Source organism: Specibacter sp. NPDC078692 (assembly GCF_040686835.1).
Lineage (GTDB): Bacteria > Actinomycetota > Actinomycetes > Actinomycetales > Micrococcaceae > Specibacter.
This window is the reverse complement of the sequence record NZ_JBFBLV010000007.1, coordinates 40,205-56,506: the sequence shown is the minus strand read 5'-3', so window position 1 is coordinate 56,506 and position 16,302 is coordinate 40,205. Positions and strand designations below refer to the sequence as shown.

17 protein-coding genes and 1 riboswitch are annotated in these 16,302 nt (G+C 61.6%); of the genes, 5 read left to right on the top strand and 12 right to left on the bottom strand.

Annotated elements, in window-relative coordinates:
• Positions 1 to 373: 373 nt before the first annotated feature.
• From AB0O97_RS07215 to AB0O97_RS07205, 3 genes are all read right to left on the bottom strand, one after another.
• Entirely contained in the window at positions 374 to 1,093 is a 720-nt protein-coding gene (locus AB0O97_RS07215; RefSeq protein ID WP_363881322.1) for a hypothetical protein, read from the bottom strand.
• Positions 1,090 to 1,824 (bottom strand): hypothetical protein, encoded by a 735-nt coding sequence (locus tag AB0O97_RS07210; protein WP_363881321.1) that lies wholly within the window; start codon positions 1,822 to 1,824, stop codon positions 1,090 to 1,092. Before AB0O97_RS07210 ends, AB0O97_RS07215 begins: the two co-directional genes overlap by 4 nt.
• A gap of 96 nt (positions 1,825 to 1,920) precedes the next feature.
• Positions 1,921 to 2,313, bottom strand: a complete 393-nt coding sequence (locus AB0O97_RS07205; RefSeq protein WP_363881319.1) for a hypothetical protein — start codon at positions 2,311 to 2,313, stop codon at positions 1,921 to 1,923.
• Between the two features lie 303 nt (positions 2,314 to 2,616).
• Here AB0O97_RS07205 and AB0O97_RS07200 point away from each other — a divergent pair, with 303 nt between their 5' ends.
• The 3 genes from AB0O97_RS07200 to AB0O97_RS07190 all read left to right on the top strand — a co-directional run bounded on the left by AB0O97_RS07200 (position 2,617) and on the right by AB0O97_RS07190 (position 5,131).
• Positions 2,617 to 2,916 (top strand): DUF4193 domain-containing protein, encoded by a 300-nt coding sequence (locus AB0O97_RS07200; protein ID WP_062287035.1) that lies wholly within the window; start codon positions 2,617 to 2,619, stop codon positions 2,914 to 2,916.
• 77 nt (positions 2,917 to 2,993) lie between these two features.
• On the top strand, positions 2,994 to 4,652 hold the full coding sequence (locus tag AB0O97_RS07195; RefSeq protein WP_363881317.1) for an AMP-binding protein: 1,659 nt from the start codon (positions 2,994 to 2,996) through the stop codon (positions 4,650 to 4,652).
• 14 nt (positions 4,653 to 4,666) lie between these two features.
• On the top strand, positions 4,667 to 5,131 hold the full coding sequence (locus AB0O97_RS07190; protein ID WP_363881315.1) for a YrdB family protein: 465 nt from the start codon (positions 4,667 to 4,669) through the stop codon (positions 5,129 to 5,131).
• Positions 5,132 to 5,415: 284 nt separating this feature from the next.
• On the opposite strand, the gene AB0O97_RS07185 is transcribed toward AB0O97_RS07190, so the two are convergent.
• The 8 genes from AB0O97_RS07185 to AB0O97_RS07150 all read right to left on the bottom strand — a co-directional run bounded on the left by AB0O97_RS07185 (position 5,416) and on the right by AB0O97_RS07150 (position 14,399).
• A complete protein-coding gene (locus tag AB0O97_RS07185; protein ID WP_363838436.1) occupies positions 5,416 to 6,168 on the bottom strand; it encodes a metal-dependent transcriptional regulator in 753 nt (250 codons plus the stop codon).
• Positions 6,169 to 6,185: 17 nt separating this feature from the next.
• On the bottom strand, positions 6,186 to 7,454 hold the full coding sequence (locus tag AB0O97_RS07180; protein ID WP_363881313.1) for an Nramp family divalent metal transporter: 1,269 nt from the start codon (positions 7,452 to 7,454) through the stop codon (positions 6,186 to 6,188).
• Between the two features lie 187 nt (positions 7,455 to 7,641).
• Positions 7,642 to 8,412 carry a class I SAM-dependent methyltransferase gene (locus AB0O97_RS07175; RefSeq protein ID WP_363881311.1) on the bottom strand — a complete coding sequence of 257 codons (771 nt, stop codon included), beginning with the start codon at positions 8,410 to 8,412 and terminating at the stop codon, positions 7,642 to 7,644.
• Positions 8,413 to 8,648: 236 nt separating this feature from the next.
• Positions 8,649 to 10,061, bottom strand: coding sequence for an aminotransferase class V-fold PLP-dependent enzyme (locus AB0O97_RS07170; protein ID WP_363881310.1), 1,413 nt, complete (start codon positions 10,059 to 10,061; stop codon positions 8,649 to 8,651).
• 44 nt (positions 10,062 to 10,105) lie between these two features.
• A riboswitch (SAM riboswitch) is annotated at positions 10,106 to 10,219 on the bottom strand.
• Between the two features lie 158 nt (positions 10,220 to 10,377).
• A complete protein-coding gene (hisN, locus tag AB0O97_RS07165) occupies positions 10,378 to 11,193 on the bottom strand; it encodes a histidinol-phosphatase (protein ID WP_363881308.1) in 816 nt (271 codons plus the stop codon).
• Between the two features lie 212 nt (positions 11,194 to 11,405).
• The gene (gene rsgA / locus AB0O97_RS07160) at positions 11,406 to 12,524 is read right to left on the bottom strand and encodes a ribosome small subunit-dependent GTPase A (RefSeq protein WP_363838473.1); all 1,119 of its coding nucleotides are present in this window, start codon (positions 12,522 to 12,524) and stop codon (positions 11,406 to 11,408) included.
• A gap of 3 nt (positions 12,525 to 12,527) precedes the next feature.
• The gene (gene aroA, locus AB0O97_RS07155) at positions 12,528 to 13,877 is read right to left on the bottom strand and encodes a 3-phosphoshikimate 1-carboxyvinyltransferase (protein WP_363881306.1); all 1,350 of its coding nucleotides are present in this window, start codon (positions 13,875 to 13,877) and stop codon (positions 12,528 to 12,530) included.
• Positions 13,878 to 13,883: 6 nt separating this feature from the next.
• Entirely contained in the window at positions 13,884 to 14,399 is a 516-nt protein-coding gene (locus AB0O97_RS07150; RefSeq protein ID WP_363881460.1) for a DoxX family protein, read from the bottom strand.
• Between the two features lie 239 nt (positions 14,400 to 14,638).
• Between AB0O97_RS07150 and AB0O97_RS07145 the strand changes: the two genes are divergently transcribed.
• Entirely contained in the window at positions 14,639 to 15,400 is a 762-nt protein-coding gene (locus AB0O97_RS07145) for a sigma-70 family RNA polymerase sigma factor (RefSeq protein WP_363881304.1), read from the top strand.
• Between the two features lie 2 nt (positions 15,401 to 15,402).
• Positions 15,403 to 15,663, top strand: a complete 261-nt coding sequence (gene rsrA / locus AB0O97_RS07140) for a mycothiol system anti-sigma-R factor (RefSeq protein ID WP_363838481.1) — start codon at positions 15,403 to 15,405, stop codon at positions 15,661 to 15,663.
• A gap of 52 nt (positions 15,664 to 15,715) precedes the next feature.
• Here rsrA and AB0O97_RS07135 read toward each other — a convergent pair whose 3' ends face one another.
• On the bottom strand, positions 15,716 to 16,297 hold the full coding sequence (locus AB0O97_RS07135; RefSeq protein WP_363881302.1) for a group III truncated hemoglobin: 582 nt from the start codon (positions 16,295 to 16,297) through the stop codon (positions 15,716 to 15,718).
• Positions 16,298 to 16,302: the final 5 nt, after the last annotated feature.

Genomic DNA, 16,302 nt, shown 5'->3' with positions numbered 1-16,302 from the left:
CGGGTTTCATCATCAGTCGACACAAGGGGGATGAAGATGCACGGGAGACGAGCAGAGGCGGTGTCCTTGTCCTTAGTAGGCGATGGCACAAGCAGGCTTGCTAGGGGGTGGCTGGCCGCACTGGCTGGTGCGACGGCAATCGCTCTAACTTGCGGAGCCGCATACCCGCAAGACGCCACCATGGCAGTGGGCTAAACACCTTTAAACAATTGAGTGGTGGCCAGCCAGAAAGCCGGACCACCACTCACCCCCAAAGTTTTGTGCACCACATGAGGCAAACTTTGTTCACACATTCATTATTATGTCAGATACTAATGGAAAAGTGTACATCGGGCTTTGTGAGGACCCGGATCCGGAGCTGGAGTGCCGGGCTCTAGTGCTGGCGCGGCGCCTGCGTCGTGACTGCAACGGGGCGGCGGATGAAGGACAACCAGACAAGCACCAGCCCCAAAGCCACAAACAAGATGGCGGAGAAGGTCATGATGTCCACCGCCTGCCAGTTTGCCCACCGAGGAATTCGCAAGGGCACGGTGGCACAGACCAAGGAGAATCCAACCAGCAAGAAGAAAGCCGCGACCCGGTCAACCACAGGCCGTCGAGAAAATGCGGCCTTCGCGGTTGCCACCACCGCGCAGGCTGCGGCGTAGCCAATATAGGCAATACCGAACCATTGGTAGGCGTTCAAGGCTGGCTGATGGGTGAACGCCACCAGCCCCGTGCTGGACCCATCTACATCGGCGAGCACATAGCTGACGAAAAGTCCCAGTGCCGACACGGCTAAAACAGTCACACCCAACGGGCCTCGGATGAGCGTTTGAGCCAAAGGAGAATTGTATGCAGCGGCTACCTTGAACGTCAGTAGGAAGAAGACACCCAACATGCTCAGCCGCAACACAACATTGGCCAGGTTGACACCCCCAAGCAAGGCATCAACAGGCAGGTAAATTTCCGGCAGGCTCAGTGCGACGCTGACCGTGGCTAGGACAAAAGCCCAGGAAAGCCCGCGGTTGCGGCCTTTGAGTAGCGAGGGTGCACGCCACAAGGTGCAGGCTAGACACACGATAAGTGCGCTCCATTGCAAAATAAGGGTCATCCCAAGTTCTCCCAAACACTGCGCACAGCTGCCTTATCATCCTCGGTACGGCGCAATACCCGGCTCAAGTAGTCCAGCCGATGGGATGCCAGGGAGGCGAGAGCGCTGGTGGGTAGGGTCCGCAAAGCCTGTTCGCGGGATCCGGATTCCCACCCGGCCTCGGCGGGGGACAGGAAGCCGGTGGACACCAGGCCATTGCTCAGGCCGACGCCGGCAATTCTGGCACTGCCAATGGCCAGTTCGGCGGTGAGCCGGTTAGCGCTGATCTGCGCAGATAAGTTCTGTGGGGCAATGGCGGCCTGCCTGGCCACGGCCTGGCGCAGATCTCCGGTGTCCACGGCATCCAGCCAGGCCCGCACAGAGGACTTGTGGTGCGGTGCTGACAAAGGCACAGCAACGGGTTTGCTGAGACTCTCTGCCGCCGTGTTTCGGTTCAGTAGCTCCTGGAGGAGGTCTGAATCAGAGACTTGGCTCAGTAATTCAGCGAGGTTGGGCGGCTTTGACCCTGCAGAAAGGTCCTCGAAAGAGGGGAATTCGGTCAGGGTAGCTACCACAGGCAAATCCAAGGAACGGCTGACGGCGGCAATGGTTCCCAGCGATACTCGCCCGCGCACCAATTGCTGGGCCAGGGTTGAGCGTTTGATGCCAGCGGCGCGGCACACAGCGGCGTGGCTGGTGCCACCGGCAACACCAGTCAGCCAGTGTTGGAAGAATCTTGCCGGAACGGTCACGGCCGCACCCCGGCGCCAGTGATAGCGCCACAGCCTAAGCCAGCGCCAAAGGTGATCGTCTCAGGAGAACTGTTCATAGCTGGGCCCGTTGCTTGCCTAGTCATCCTGGGTGTCGACGATGCCACGGAAACGCGAGCCCACGCCGTCGTACTCGCTACGACGCCAGCCGGCCTGCGGATCAGGGAGCTCGGAGTTCTCGTGGAAATCGCAGATCACGTAGGTGAATTCCGGCCACCACTTCTTTGGGCGAGCCACCTCGAGGAAGTCACAGAGGTAGCAGCGCAGATCCACCCAGATGGGGCGCTTGCCGGTGGAGTTGGCGCGGGACTGGGCTAACCATGCGGGCGGGTTGGCATCAATGGCCGCGACCTCGACGGAACTCATGCGTGAGGGAATGCCGTTGCGGGCAGCCATTTCCGGCGGAATATTCAGGGCCTGGGCCACTTGCCGACGGTTGAGCGAAGAGTGCGAGGAAGAGTTGTTTGCCATGGTTCTATCAAGAATAGGGCGAAGCGAGCACGGTGGCGATTCCACAGGGCCGGTGAAGGCCACAAGTGGGTCCGTGGATAGCCAAAGTAGCCGCTCGAAGCTGGTGAGAATGGCCACAAAGGGAAGCCCCTGCCTGCAACATTTTGAATAAATTCGCCGAGAATACACTAAATTTACCGATCGTCCCCTATGCTGTGGGAAAACATCAGGGAATATAGGGCGCAAGTCCAGCATTCTAGGGCTAGTATGGGGCGCTGAAACACCCCGCCATTACCACGAGTACCTCAGGAGTTTGAAAACCGCATGGCAACGGATTACGACGCACCCCGCAACAAGGACGAAGACCACGAGACAGAGTCGCTTCAGGCACTCCAGGTTCAGCGTGGCGGTGCACAGACGGCTCATATTGACGTCGAAGATTCAGACACGGCTGAAGGCATGGATCTGCCCGGCGCCGACCTCTCCAACGAAGAGTTGGTGGTTCAGGTCATTCCCGCACAGGACGACGAGTTCACTTGTTCTTCCTGCTTCCTGGTTCGCCACCGCAGCCAGGTTGCTCGCGAAAAGAACGGCATGTTCTTCTGCAAGGACTGCGAAGGCTAAAGTACGCTCGCTATGCAGGGCCTTTTAATGTGGTCCTGCACTCTACGGCGGACTTCGAGGAAAGCTTGGTGCGGATCATGACCGATCGTGTGCAGGAACTGTTGGGCGTCTTCGATGCCCCCAATGCCAACGCCGCCGAGCTGTTGTGCGACCGGCACCCGGCAGAGAACACCGCTTTTACGGTCATCGATGCCAACCTTGACTCGGTCGACATCAGCTACGGCGAACTGCGGGAGAAATCCCTGCGGTTCGCCGCTGCTTTGTCCTCCCTCGGGGTGACCCCCGGCGACCACGTGGCCACCCTCATGGGCAAGTCTGCTGAACTGGTCATTGCGCTGCTGGGCATCTGGCGCCTTGGTGCGGTGAACGTTCCGCTGTTCACCGCCTTTGCACACGACGCCATTGAATTCCGGTTGCAGGTCAGTGGCACCCGGCTGGTGATTTGCGACGCCGATCAGCGCCGTAAATTGACCCCTCCCGGCGAGACCCCCACCGATGCCTCCCGCCCCGTCATTGTGGCCCGCGGCGAAGCGTTCGGCTACGACCATTCTCTGGCCGAGATGGTGGCCGGGACGGGCGCCTTTTCCGGGCTTGCCCCCTTGACTGACACTTACGACGCCGGATCCGTCGCCGTGGGCGGTGATGGCCCGCTGGTGCAGTTGTTCACCTCCGGAACCACCGGTTCGCCCAAGGGTGTGCCCATTCCACTGCGAGCTGTGGCCTCCTTTGTGGGCTACTTGGAGTTTGGCTTGGACGTCCGGGACACCGACGTTTTTTGGAACATGGCTGACCCCGGATGGGCTTATGGGCTCTACTTTGCGCTGCTGGGGCCGATGGCTACCGGACAACGCTCTCTGCTGCTGACCGCCGGATTTGATGCCAACTTGGTGTGGTCGGTGATGGAGAAGTTCTCCGTGACTAACTTTGCTGCGGCGCCCACAGTGTACCGTTCCTTGCGATCTGGCTCTACTGCCGGTCAGGGACACACGCTGCGCCGGGCATCGAGCGCCGGCGAACCGCTGACCCCTGACGTGATTGAGTGGGGACGCGAGGCTCTGGGCGTTGAGGTGCGCGACCACTACGGACAGACCGAACACGGCATGGTGGCTGGCAATGCATGGGCCGATGGTCTGCGCGAACCGTTGCGACCTGGCTCGATGGGGCGGGCGCTGCCGGGCTGGACCGTGGAGGTGCTGGCCAATGAAAGCGACACTCCTGCCGCTGACCTCGAATCTGGACGCGTGGCTATCAAGGTGGCGGACAGCCCCTTCATGTGGTTCACCTCCTACATTGATGCTCCGGAGAAAACCGCCGAGCGTTACACGGCCGACGGCGTTTGGTACATCACCGGTGACGCTGGCCGGCGCGATGCCGACGGCTGCATTTACTTCTCTTCCCGTGATGACGATGTCATCATCATGGCCGGCTACCGGATTGGCCCGTTCGATGTGGAGTCCGTACTGGTGACGCACCCGGCCGTGGCTGAGTCCGCCGTTATTGGCACGCCGGATGACATCCGCGGCGAAGTTTTGGAAGCGTTCGTGGTGCTCAATGATCCGGCTGCTGCTTCCGATGAGTTGGCCGTGGAACTACAGCAATTGGTCAAGACCAAGTTTGCTGCCCACGCCTATCCGCGGCGCATTCATTTTGTGGCCGAACTTCCCAAAACGCCCAGCGGTAAAGTCCAGCGCTTCGTGTTGCGCAAAGACCGGGCCGCCATGACGGATCTGGGTTAGGGAACGGGGCGAGCGTGGACAACGGCACAACTGCAGAGACAGCGACGGAGGCGGACGCTGCGGCGGTCCCGGCAGCTGGGCGTCAGGCGGCGGGGCGTCAGGCGGCGGGCCGACGGTCCGCAGGCGCGGTTAACAAGGAACCGGTGGTGGCCGTGGGCTTAGCCACACTTGGGTTTGTCTTGGAAGTGGCCATGCTGGCAGCTTTTGTGTTCTGGGGATTCCGGCAGGACAGTCCGTGGGACCTGGTTTTGGGCATTGGCATTCCTGCCGTCCTAGTGGTCGCATGGGGAGTCTTTTTGGCGCCACGAAGCGAACGGCGTCTCAAGCCCGCCATTGTGTGCTGGGTGGCTCTGGCACTATTCTTGCTCGCAGCCGTGGCGCTCTTTGCTGCTGGCGCCGCGCTCTGGGGCACACTTATGGCCCTAGTCTCTGCGGGGCATTTCCTCGGCTCACAGTATGTGGCCCGTCAGGCTAGCTGAATCCTTGTTCTCCGCTATGCCCTAGCTGATTCTCTTGGCTAAGATCAGCTACTCCCTGCTGGGAGTTGCTGCTCAGACGGGGCTCGCCATGAGCGTCGAATTGCGAACTCACGGTGTCAGACATGCGCCTCCTTGGAATGTTCTGGGCGTCCCGATCAATTCTGATGGGCAAAATGAGATCGACTGCGGCGCCGACGAACTAGATACATCGTCGTACATGCTGACGCTGGCCACCCACGGCGACTACCCAGCGCAACGCGAGGAAATCACAGAAAAAAGACGCCCTAGTGCGTGGTGTGCGGGCTCATGAGTGAGCCCCCGGTGAGGTCCTGCACTAAACATTCGGCGTGGCTTCCTACCGAAGCCAACCACAGCGAGGCGGCGACCTCATCGCCCAAAGTCTGGGGTCCGGCGTCGTGCGTTGAGTTCTCTACATGCACCTGCAGACCGGCACCGAAGCGCGGCCGGCCCAACACTGTGAGCTCGGTGTCCAAGCCAATGCCCAAGGATTCCAAGTGCCTCAGGAGCTCGGGATCGTGATCACTGATGCGGCTGATGCGCCCGGTATGGCCGGGATCCAGCTCATCGAGCCGGTGTGAGGGGGCCATGGTGATACGGCCCTGAGCATCGGGAATGGGGTCCCCATGGGGGTCGCGTACCGGATGGCCGAGCTTGTTGCTCATGCGCTCGATGAAGTTCTCCGAGACGGCGTGCTCCAACTGTTCGGCTTCATCATGGACCTCGTCCCAGGTGTAACCGAGCTCCTGCACCAGATAGGTCTCCAAGAGCCGGTGACGGCGCACCATGGCTAGGGCTAAAGACAGCCCCTCGGCAGTCAGGTGGATGGGGCTGTAGGGCTGGTGATCAACTAAGCCCTGATCCTTGAGCTTGCGCACCATTTCCGAAACGGAGGAGTTGGCCACCCCCAGCCGGGTGGCCAGCACCGAGGAAGTGATGGGCTTATCTTGCCATTCGGTGTAGGCATAGATGACCTTGACGTAGTCTTCGATGCTGGATGAAGTGGCAGTTGTTTTCACGTCCTCAACACTACCTGTTAGGTCTGGCCGGTGAATGTCAGCCACAGTAGCAGGATGTTCAGGGCAACGATGAGAATCACGCTGAGCAGCGCCGTCAGCCGTAGCAGCAGACCGTCGCGATGGACTCCCATGAGTTCCTTGCTGGCGGTTAGACGCAGGAGGGGGATGAGCGCGAACGGGATGCCGAAACTGAGGACGATCTGGCTTACGATCAGTGCCCACGTGGGGTCAACGCCGGCCGAGAGCAAGATGATGGCCGGGATCAGGCTGACCATGCGCCGGGTTTGTAGGGGGATCCGCACCTTCAGTAACCCGTTCATGATGGTGGAGCCGGCGTAGGCGCCCACCGAGGTGGAGGCCAAGCCCGAGGCCAGCAGACCCACGGCAAATACGACGCCGATCACGGGGCCTAAACTGTCCACGATCGCTGCGTGAGCGCCTTCGATGCTGTCGGTTCCGGAGATGCCGCCCAGTGTTGAGGCTGCCAGCAGGAGCATGCCAATGTTGACGGCTCCGGCCAGGATCAGGGCCAGCACCACATCGACTCGTGTGGCATTGATGACGAGCTTGAGCTTTTCCGGGGTGCTCCTTGCATCGGGATGGCGGTCCTTGGCCAGTTGTGAGTGTAGGTAGATGGCGTGTGGCATGACGGTGGCGCCGAGCATGCCAGCTGCGAGCAGGACACTGTTGGCGCCGTCGAACCGGGGGATCAGGCCACTTGCGATGCCGGCCGGATCGGGCGGGCTGAGTACTAGGCCGGCCAGGAATCCGATGGTGATGATGACTAGCAAGAAGATGATGACGGTTTCAAAGTGCCGCTGGCCCCGCCGGTTCTGGATCGTCAGCAGGGCCATGGAGGCGATGCCCACGATCAGTCCGCCGATCGGCAAGGGGATCTGGAAGAGCAAGTGCAGAGCGATGGCGCCGCCCACCACTTCGGCGAGGTCGGTAGCCATGGCTACGAGCTCGGCCTGTGCCCAGTAGAGTCGGCGCGGAGTGGTTCTATAGCGTTCGCCGAGATGCTCCGGGAGCGATTTCCCAGTCACCACGCCAAGTTTGGCGGACTGGTATTGGACCAGCATGGCCATGACGTTGGCCGCGACCAGTACCCACACCAGTAAGTAGCCGTAGCTGGCGCCAGAAGTGAGGTTTGCGGCTACATTGCCGGGGTCCACGTAGGCGATGGCTGCCACGAACGCTGGTCCGAGCAGCAGTAAGAGGCCCCCGCGAGGTCTGCGCTGCGCCTTGACCTTGGCTGTGTCTAGCAAAACCCCACCTTTCGCCATGCCTAAATCAAATATTTAGGCATACCGAAATCATAGGGTGTTGGGTTGGTATTGTCGAGTGGGCTTGAGCTTGAGCTTGGGCTGGGGCGTTGGCCGGGGCTTTGGCCTTTTTCTTTGGTGCTGCGCTCGTATTGATGGTTGCGCGGCGGTGCGTTGCGGTTTCGGCCTTACTTCGGTTTCGGTGGAGCTAGCGTTTCTGGGTCCGCCACGTTTGGGAGGTGTACGGCAGTTCCATGGTCTCGCCGGGTGCGTGGCCCAAATGTTCGAAGAGGTACCAGCTCAGATTGGTCATGACCTTGGTTCGTATCTGTTCATTTGCCTTGAGGTAGTAGCTGCGCGACTTGGCCAGTTCCATGATGCCTTCCGGTGTCAGCAGTTGGGCCCAGTGCGTATGGTGCGGGTCTGCTGCCGTGAATTCCGGGCCAACCGTGGGCCGAAAATCAGGCTTGTGAACGTCGCCAGCATGCATTATCCGTGCCAGACGATGAACCCAGGGGAGTCCGATATCGAGCTGATTCCAGACCAAGCCGAGTACCCCACCGGGTCGCAGAACCCGGGCGATCTCGGTGCTGGAGGCGAGCGGATCGCACCAGTGCCAAGCTTGAGCAACCACTGCCAGATCCATGGATTCATCCGGCAACTCAAGGTGTTCGGCGGCTCCTACCTTGGTGGTGGCCTGAGGCAAATCCGCAGCGAGTTGGGCGAGCATGTCCGCAGACGGGTCCACAGCGGTGATGTTCCAGTTGCGCTGTGCCAGAAGCTGCGTGTACTTGCCGGTGCCGGCCCCAATATCTACGGCATCGTGGATTAGTCGGGGACTCAATTCCTCGAGCCAGTCCAGCGACTCCGCCGGGTAGCCTGGGCGCACCTTGTGGTAGTGATCCCCGCCCTCAAGGAAGGCTGTGGCCATCTGCTGGCGCCGCTGAGCGTCGAAGACCGGACCGCCGGTGCCTGCCATGGAGCTCCTGAATGTTGCGTGGTTGTTGACCAGATAGTGCGGTTCAACTTTACCGCCTCTGTCTCCAGGCCCTGGCCCGCGGTTCTGCTCGTGAGCTTGAGACGCTATCGCAGCAATGGTCAACTTTTGGCGAACCCTAGCGCACCGCACTTCACCGCGGTGCGATAGCGTTCCCCGAAACGGAACCATTGCTGCGATAGCGTTGGGTTTCCGGCGTTGGGTTTTTTGCTGTTGGGTTAGTCCGTTGAGCAGGGGGCCGCGCCGGCTGTTCCCGGGGTGTTCGGTGCCCACTGGGGGTAGCTGCGGTTATCGTTCGTCGGTACCCAGCGGCCAGTATCCACCACGTAATCCCAGCCGAGGCCGTCACTGAGCAAGGCCGCCACGCCAGCAATCAGGCGCCGGGCATCCTCAAGCTGTGACCCCACACCGAAGCTGGCACGCAGCGAACCGGCCGGCAATCCCAGACGGTTCAGCAGCGGGTGTGCGCAGAATTTTCCGTCACGGACGCCAACGCCATGCTCAGCGGAGAGATAAGCGGCGACCAATCCGGCGTCGTACCCGGTGACCGAGAAATTCACCACGCCAATGCTCCCGCACTCCGGGTGCGAGTCCGCGTCCTCGAACAGCGAGTGGATCCTAACGCCGTCGATCTCGTTGAGCCCTGCCACGAGATGGGCGCGCAGGCTCTGCTCATGGTTGTGCCAGTCATCGGCGTCCAAAGCGGACAGGACCGTGGCCGCCTTGGCGAGGGTCGCGGCACCCAGCACATTGGGGGTGCCGCCCTCGTGGCGGGCAGGTCCCTGCGCCCAGATGATCGATTCGAGCCGGACGTCCTTCACGGCTCCGCCGCCGGCGAGGTGCGGGTGACCGGCGTCGAGCCAGTCGGAACGTCCCACCAGAACGCCCGCGCCGAAGGGAGCATACAACTTGTGTCCGGAGAAGGCCACGTAGTCAATGCCGGTCTCGGCCAAGTTGATGCGGCGGTGCGGAGCCAGCTGGGCGGCATCGACTACGATCCGGGCGCCGTAGCGGTGAGCCAGGGTGGCCAACTCGGCTATGGGGAGCACCTCGCCGGTGACATTGGAGGCGCCGGTGACGGCTAGGAGCAGCACATTCCCGGCTCGCAACTGCGTTTCCACGCGAGCCAGTGTGGAGACAATGGAACTGGCGGCCACCACTGAACGGTGGGGGAGTGCTTGCCAAGGCAGGAGGTTGGCGTGGTGTTCAATGTCCAGATACAGCACCTCGCCGTGGACATTGGAACGGCCCTCGGCGTAGCCGCGCTGTTTCAAGAGCGATTCCACGCAGCCAGCCAAAAGGTTCAGGGAATCGGTGGTGTTGCGAGTGAAAATGACTGTGTCATCCTCCCGGGCGCCGACAAAATTGGCCACGATCTTGCGGGCATTTTCATAGACCGAGGTGCTAACTTGTGAGGCGAATCCGGCCCCGCGGTGCACGCTCGCGTAGTAGGGGAGCACCTCATTCAAATGCGCGGCAACCTCTTCAACAGCTGGGGCCGACGCTGCATAATCCAGATTTGCGTACCGCACATGCCCGCCCTGAATCAGCGGAGCGGACAGATCCTGACCCACCACGGGCAGAAGAGGCGTATCGGCAAGTTGAAGGTGGTCCAAAACGGCAGAGCTCATGAGAAATTCCTTTTACACCTTGGGACCTTTTGGGGGTGCCAAGAAGTCCGCGCTTGCCAGAACCGAACGGCTCTGGCCAGGTCGTCACCCGGGGCACCCCGCCGCGAAAGGAGGGTTGCCGGCCAGCAAACCGGGGTTTAGCGCTGGCACTCGTGACCTATGCCCAAAATCGTAGCCCAAGATTTTTAGCGGTGCATCTATTACGTTTCGTTTCGCACGCCTTGGTGAGCGCGGCGGCAGGGGAGACAAAGAACGACGGCGGGAGGCCGCCGTCGTTCTTAACTCATCTGTGCTATTGCGTAGAGAGGGCTTGGGGTCAGCCCAGCAGGTCGTCCCAATTCGGGTTCAGGCGCCGCAGAACTTCCGTGTGCAAGATGGAGTTGGTGGCCAAAGCGTTGCCGCCGAACGGGCCTTCGGCGCCTTCGAGCGAGGTGAAGCGGCCGCCGGCTTCCTGCACGATCGGGACCAGGGCTGCCATGTCGTAGAGGTTCAGTTCTGGCTCGCAGGCGATGTCTACGCTGCCCTCGGCGACCATGCAGTATGACCAGAAATCGCCGTAGGCCCGGGTGCGCCAGACATCGTCGGTGAGGGAGATGAACTCGTCGCGATTGCCGCGATCAGCCCAGCCAGTCAGCGATGAGTAGGACAGTGAGGCGTCCTTGAGCTCAGCGACGTTGGAGACGCGGATGCGGGTGGCTGCGGCGAGAGATTTGCCCATGTACGCCCCTGTGCCTTGAGCGGCCCACCAGCGTTTGCCCAAGGCAGGTGCGCTGACGAGGCCAACAACGGGGATGCCGTCGTCGACCAGAGCAATCAACGTGGCCCAGACCGGAACGCCGCGGACAAAGTTCTTGGTCCCGTCGATCGGGTCGATGATCCAGCGGCGCGAACCGTGGCCGCTGCTGCCAAATTCCTCGCCCAGTACAGCATCACGCGGGCGGACCCGGGACAGCTGGCTGCGGATGGACTCCTCGGCGGCCTTGTCGGCATCGGTGACAGGTGTCAGATCCGGCTTGGTCTCAACGGCTAAATCCAGGGCCTTGAAGCGGGACATGGTCAGGGAATCCACGCTGTCAGCCAGCACATGGGCCAGGCGGAGGTCATCGTTGTACGTCTGGGGTGGGGTCGTCATAAGTTCACGCTATCGCGATTTAACCACAAGACGGGGCAGGCGCCCTGAACACATACGCACCATTCGTGATGAGTGGTGCGTATAGCTTCAGCGCCCTGAACACATACGCGCCCGTCGCAGCCACCGGTGCGTATGAGTGTTCATACGCACCGGTGGCGCGCAGTGGTGCGTATGAGTTCATAAATTTGGACCGCAAGTGGGCGCTGGAGCGGCTACTCGATGATGCCCAGTTCCTTCTCGGCGGCACGGCCTTCGGTGCGGTCGCTGGTGCCCAGGAGGCGGCGCAACGATGCCAGACGGGCCGGGCCGGCCTCGCCCGCGTGGCCGGCGGCAACGTAAGGGTCCAAACTGCAGTTGACCGCGGCGCTGTCATGCTTGCAGCCGCGTTCGCAATCCTCTGTGCCGGGCTGCAGATCCGGGAAGGCCTGCAGGATCCGGTCGGGGTCCACATGGGCCAGACCGAAGGAGCGGATACCAGGGGTATCAATGATCCACGAGCCGGGCTGGGAGTCTTGGAGTTTCAGCGCCAGCGCCGAGGATGAGGTGTGGCGGCCGCGACCAGTGACGGCATTGACGCCGCCGGTGGCCCGTTGCGATCCGGTCAGGGCATTGACCATGGTGGACTTGCCCACGCCGGAGTGGCCCACCAGCACGCTGACCTTGCCATCCAAATAGCCATGGAGCTGTTCCACGGCGCCGCCTGCCAAGAGGGCGGAATCGCCGTCGTCGCTGCGGGCATCGATACCGGAGGCGCCATCTGCGGCCGTGCGGCTGATGATGACGGTCATGTCCAGGTGTTCGTAGTTGGCCAGCAGCTCGGACGGGTCCTTGATGTCGGTCTTGGTGATGAGCAACAGGGGCGCGATGCCGGAGTCATAGGCAGCCACCAGGGCGCGGTCGATGAAGCCGGTGCGAGGTTCCGGGTTGGCGGCGGCCACCACGATGACCAGTTGGTCTGCGTTGGCTACCACGGCCCGCTCAACCGGATCGGTGTCGTCGGCGCTACGGCGCAGCAGGGTGCGGCGTTCCTCCACCCGGACCAACCGGGCCAAGGAATCGGGCTTGCCACTGGTATCTCCCACGAGCGCCACGAAGTCTCCGGCCACCACCGGATTGCGGCGCAGTTCCCTCGCCCGAGCAGCAATCAGGATGCGCTGCGTGGGTTGGTCCTCATCCACGATCGCTGTGTAGCGGCCGCGGTCCACCGTGATGATCCGGCCAATGACGGCGTCATCGTGGGCAGGCCGGTCCTTGGTGCGCGGACGGCTGCCCTTCTTGTTTGCCCGTACGCGAACATCTGATTCGTCCCAGTTGCTGTAGTCCCGTGCCATGTTCTACGCCTCTGTTTCAGCCGCCGCAATGTTCTCGGTGCTGGCCGACGGTTCGGCCGTCTGCGCCACCATCTGCGCCCACATGGCCGGGAAGTCAGGCATGGTCTTGGCCGTGGTGCCAATGTTTTCCACTTCAATACCGGGCACGGCCAAGCCAATGATGGCGCCGGCTGTCGCCATCCGGTGGTCGTGATAACTGTGGAACACGCCAGCGCGCAGGGGAGCGGGGTTGATGATCAGCCCGTCCTCGGTCTCCTCGGCGTTGCCGCCCAGAGCGTTGATCTCGGCCACCAACGCAGCGAGACGGTCCGTCTCATGGCCACGCAAATGCGAGATCCCGCGAAGGCGCGACGGCGTCGACGCCAGGGCGCAGATGGCCGCCGTGGACGGTGCCAGCTCGGAAGTGTCGGCAATGTCCACACCCCGGATTTCAGCGCCGCCGGTCACGGTGAGCACACCCTCTTCGAGAGTCACTGTGGCACCGAACTGTGGCAGGATTTCGCGCCACTTATCGCCCACCTGGGTGGTGTTCGTGGGCCAGTTAGGGATACGCACAGTACCCCGTGTGGCCAGCGCGGCAGCCAGGAACGGCCCTGCGTTGGACAGATCCTGCTCAAGCGAAACATCAAAGCCAGCCAAGGTGGCGGGCTCCACGATCCAGTGCTTGGGCGTGGAATCGTCCACGGAAACACCCATAGAGCGCAGAATTTCTACTGTCATGGAAATGTGGTCCAGGCTCGGGACAGACTCACCAATATGCTCTAGGTGCAGAGCTGTGTTAAAACGAGGTGCCACCAGCAGCAGGGCGGAAATGAACTGGGAAGAGCCGCCAGCATCTACCTGAACGTGTCCACCATCAACACCACCGCTGCCGTGGACGGTGAACGGCAAGAAGCCATCCTCGCCGTCCTCGACCCGCACCCCAAGCCCTTCCAAGCCGGCCACAATGGGAGCCATGGGGCGCACCAAAGCCGCGGGATCGCCGTCGAACTTCACTGCGCCGGAAACCAGAGCGGCAAGCGGCGGAACAAAACGCATGACCGTGCCTGCCAGCCCGCAGTCCACCACAATGCCGCCGTCGGGCGCGGTGAAGCCCGCTGGGATGGGGGTGACCACCAAATCCGGGACGTCGCCGCTGCCGGGCACCTCGGTGATGCCAGCCCCCAAGGCACGCAGCGCGCCGATCATCAGATCAGAATCACGCGATTGCAGCGGGGCGCGGAGGCGGGATTCACCCTCGGCGATGGCGGCGAGAACAAGATACCTGTTGGTCAGCGATTTGGAGGCCGGAATGGTGACGGTGGCGTCCAGGGGTGTTGCGCTAAAAGGTGCGGGCCAATGGGCGGTGGTCATAAATATTTACTGTCCTGTCACGTCGTGGGCAAGCGCGCGGACCTGCTTGTCCGCATTTTTCAATTGAGTCTTGGCGGTCTTCTTGCTGCTCGCGAGCAGCTTTTCAGTACGCCACGCCAGTCCCGGACGCCCCGCGGTGTCCACGCTAGCCAGCAGAACCCCGCCAATCAGGCCAATGTTCTTGGACAGCTGATTGCGGCGGTGCGAGCGGTTTTCCTTGGTGTCGGTGTTCGCATTGCGGTACTCCACCACCGTGTTGAGCCCGGCGGTCAGTGCAAGCACGACGGCGGCGGGCCGGGAAAACTTGCCGGCAGCCAGCAGGACGCCGGCCCCTACCTGGGCGCCAGCAAGGACGCGGGCAAGGTTCTTCTCACTGGCTTCCACCGGCAGGGCGGCGCTGAGCGGGCCCAGAACCGGAGATAGCTGTGCGGCCGTCGCATCTGCGTGGCGCAGCCGATCCAGACCGGAAAAGATGAACGATGATGCCAGCATTGGGCGGGCAAGAGCGCGAATAATGGACAAGGTGGCCTCCTTCGTGGTGCGGTCAGCCATCCATGGGCGGCCCGGGCCGGCCCACAGAAGGCTCATGCTGTGTACCAGTCTCCCACGACTGGAAGCGCTGATGCGGTCATTGCGGAATATCCGACGCCGTTGCCCGGTTTACATCATTAGTGGCGGCGTCTGTTGGGGCCGGACAGTTGACACTACTGATCGAGGACTCATGAACGACTCATCGACGACTCAGGGACGGAAAGGCGGCAATGCAGACACTAAGTACTCTGGCACCTCCAGTAACTGACGTGTTAGTGCGTGTGAGCATAGACTCGAACGTGATGAACATTTCCGAGCCTGAGCAAACCGTCAGCACCGAGCCGCAAAGCGCACCCGTAGTGGTGAGCACGGACGTTGCTGATGTTGATGTTGCCAATGAGACCACGCAAGCACGGCGCGCACGTTTTGAGCGTGACGCCATGGTGTATGTTGACCAGCTGTATTCGGCCGCCATGCGTATGGCCCGGAATCCCTCCGATGCGGAGGATCTGGTGCAGGAGGCCTATACCAAGGCTTTTTCTGCGTTCCACCAGTACAAGCCGGGTACTAACCTCAAGGCGTGGCTATACCGGATCCTGACCAACACGTACATCAATCTGTACCGCAAGCGTCAGCGCGAGCCGCTGCAGTCCAATGCGGACAGCATCGAGGATTGGCAGTTGGCTCGGGCGGAGTCGCACACCTCCAAGGGTTTGCGTTCGGCGGAAGCCGACGCCTTGGATCACCTGCCCGATTCTGATGTCAAGAACGCGCTGCAGGCCATTCCGGAGGAATTCCGGTTGGCCGTCTACTTCGCCGATGTAGAGGGATTTGCCTACAAGGAAATCTCAGAAATTATGAACACCCCCATTGGCACCGTGATGTCACGGCTGCACCGGGGACGCAAGCTTTTGCGTGACATGTTGGCTGACTATGCCGTGGAACGCGGCTACCTCAAGGAAGCCGACCAACTAACTGATACGGAGAAATAACCATGGGCGACTGCCAAAGCCTGGGCGATTGCGACGATAAACGCATCGTTCGAATTTATGAATACCTGGACGGTGCACTGTCCCGCGAGGACCTCGGCGAGATCAAGGCCCACCTTGACGATTGCACCGACTGCTCGCAGGAATATGACCTCGAATGCGTCATCCGCTCCGTGGTGAAGCGATCCTGCAAGGAAGCTGCCCCGGAAACCCTCAAGGAAGCCATCTTGGCGCGCCTGCACGAAGGACGTCCGGCCGCCGTTTAGCCGTACGTGTGTTTCGCGCCCTAACCGTTTGCGGCTGTAGCGGCCTTGCGGGTTAGTCTTGTGGCGCTGGGGCTTCTGGGCGCACAGAGTCTTCCCGCTCAGAGTCCGTGCGCGCTGCGTCCATGCGCGCAGTGTCCGGCCGCATGGAGATGGTGCTGTACTGGCTGGCCGGGCGGCCTGTTACGCGCCGGTGCAGTGAGCCTGCGATCAGGTGAGCCTGGACCTTGGCCAGCTCCGCCTTCTCACCGGCGAACAGCTCATCCACGGTGTTGGTCCACAACTGCAACCACCGGTTGAAGTGTTCCAGTGTCAGTGGCTCCTTGGCATGGATGTCGAAATGGATTTTCAGCGCATTCCTGCTGTACAAGCCCGCCTTAAACAGCACCGTTTGCCAGAAATCCGCCATGATGGGCATATGCCGAGGCAGGTCCATGTGCACCACCTCGGTGAAAATATGCCCAATCAAATCGTCATCGAACGCTTTGGTGTAAAACGTCTCCACCAATATCAGGATGTCTTCGCGCGTGCCGATGTCGCCGCGCTCAGAAGCTGGCGTTGCTGCCGCCGTTGCCGCCGGGGTGTAGGCGTTGAGGTTCGACGCCGTTCTACCGGAGTTGAGTGCCGCGCGTTCCATCCGGG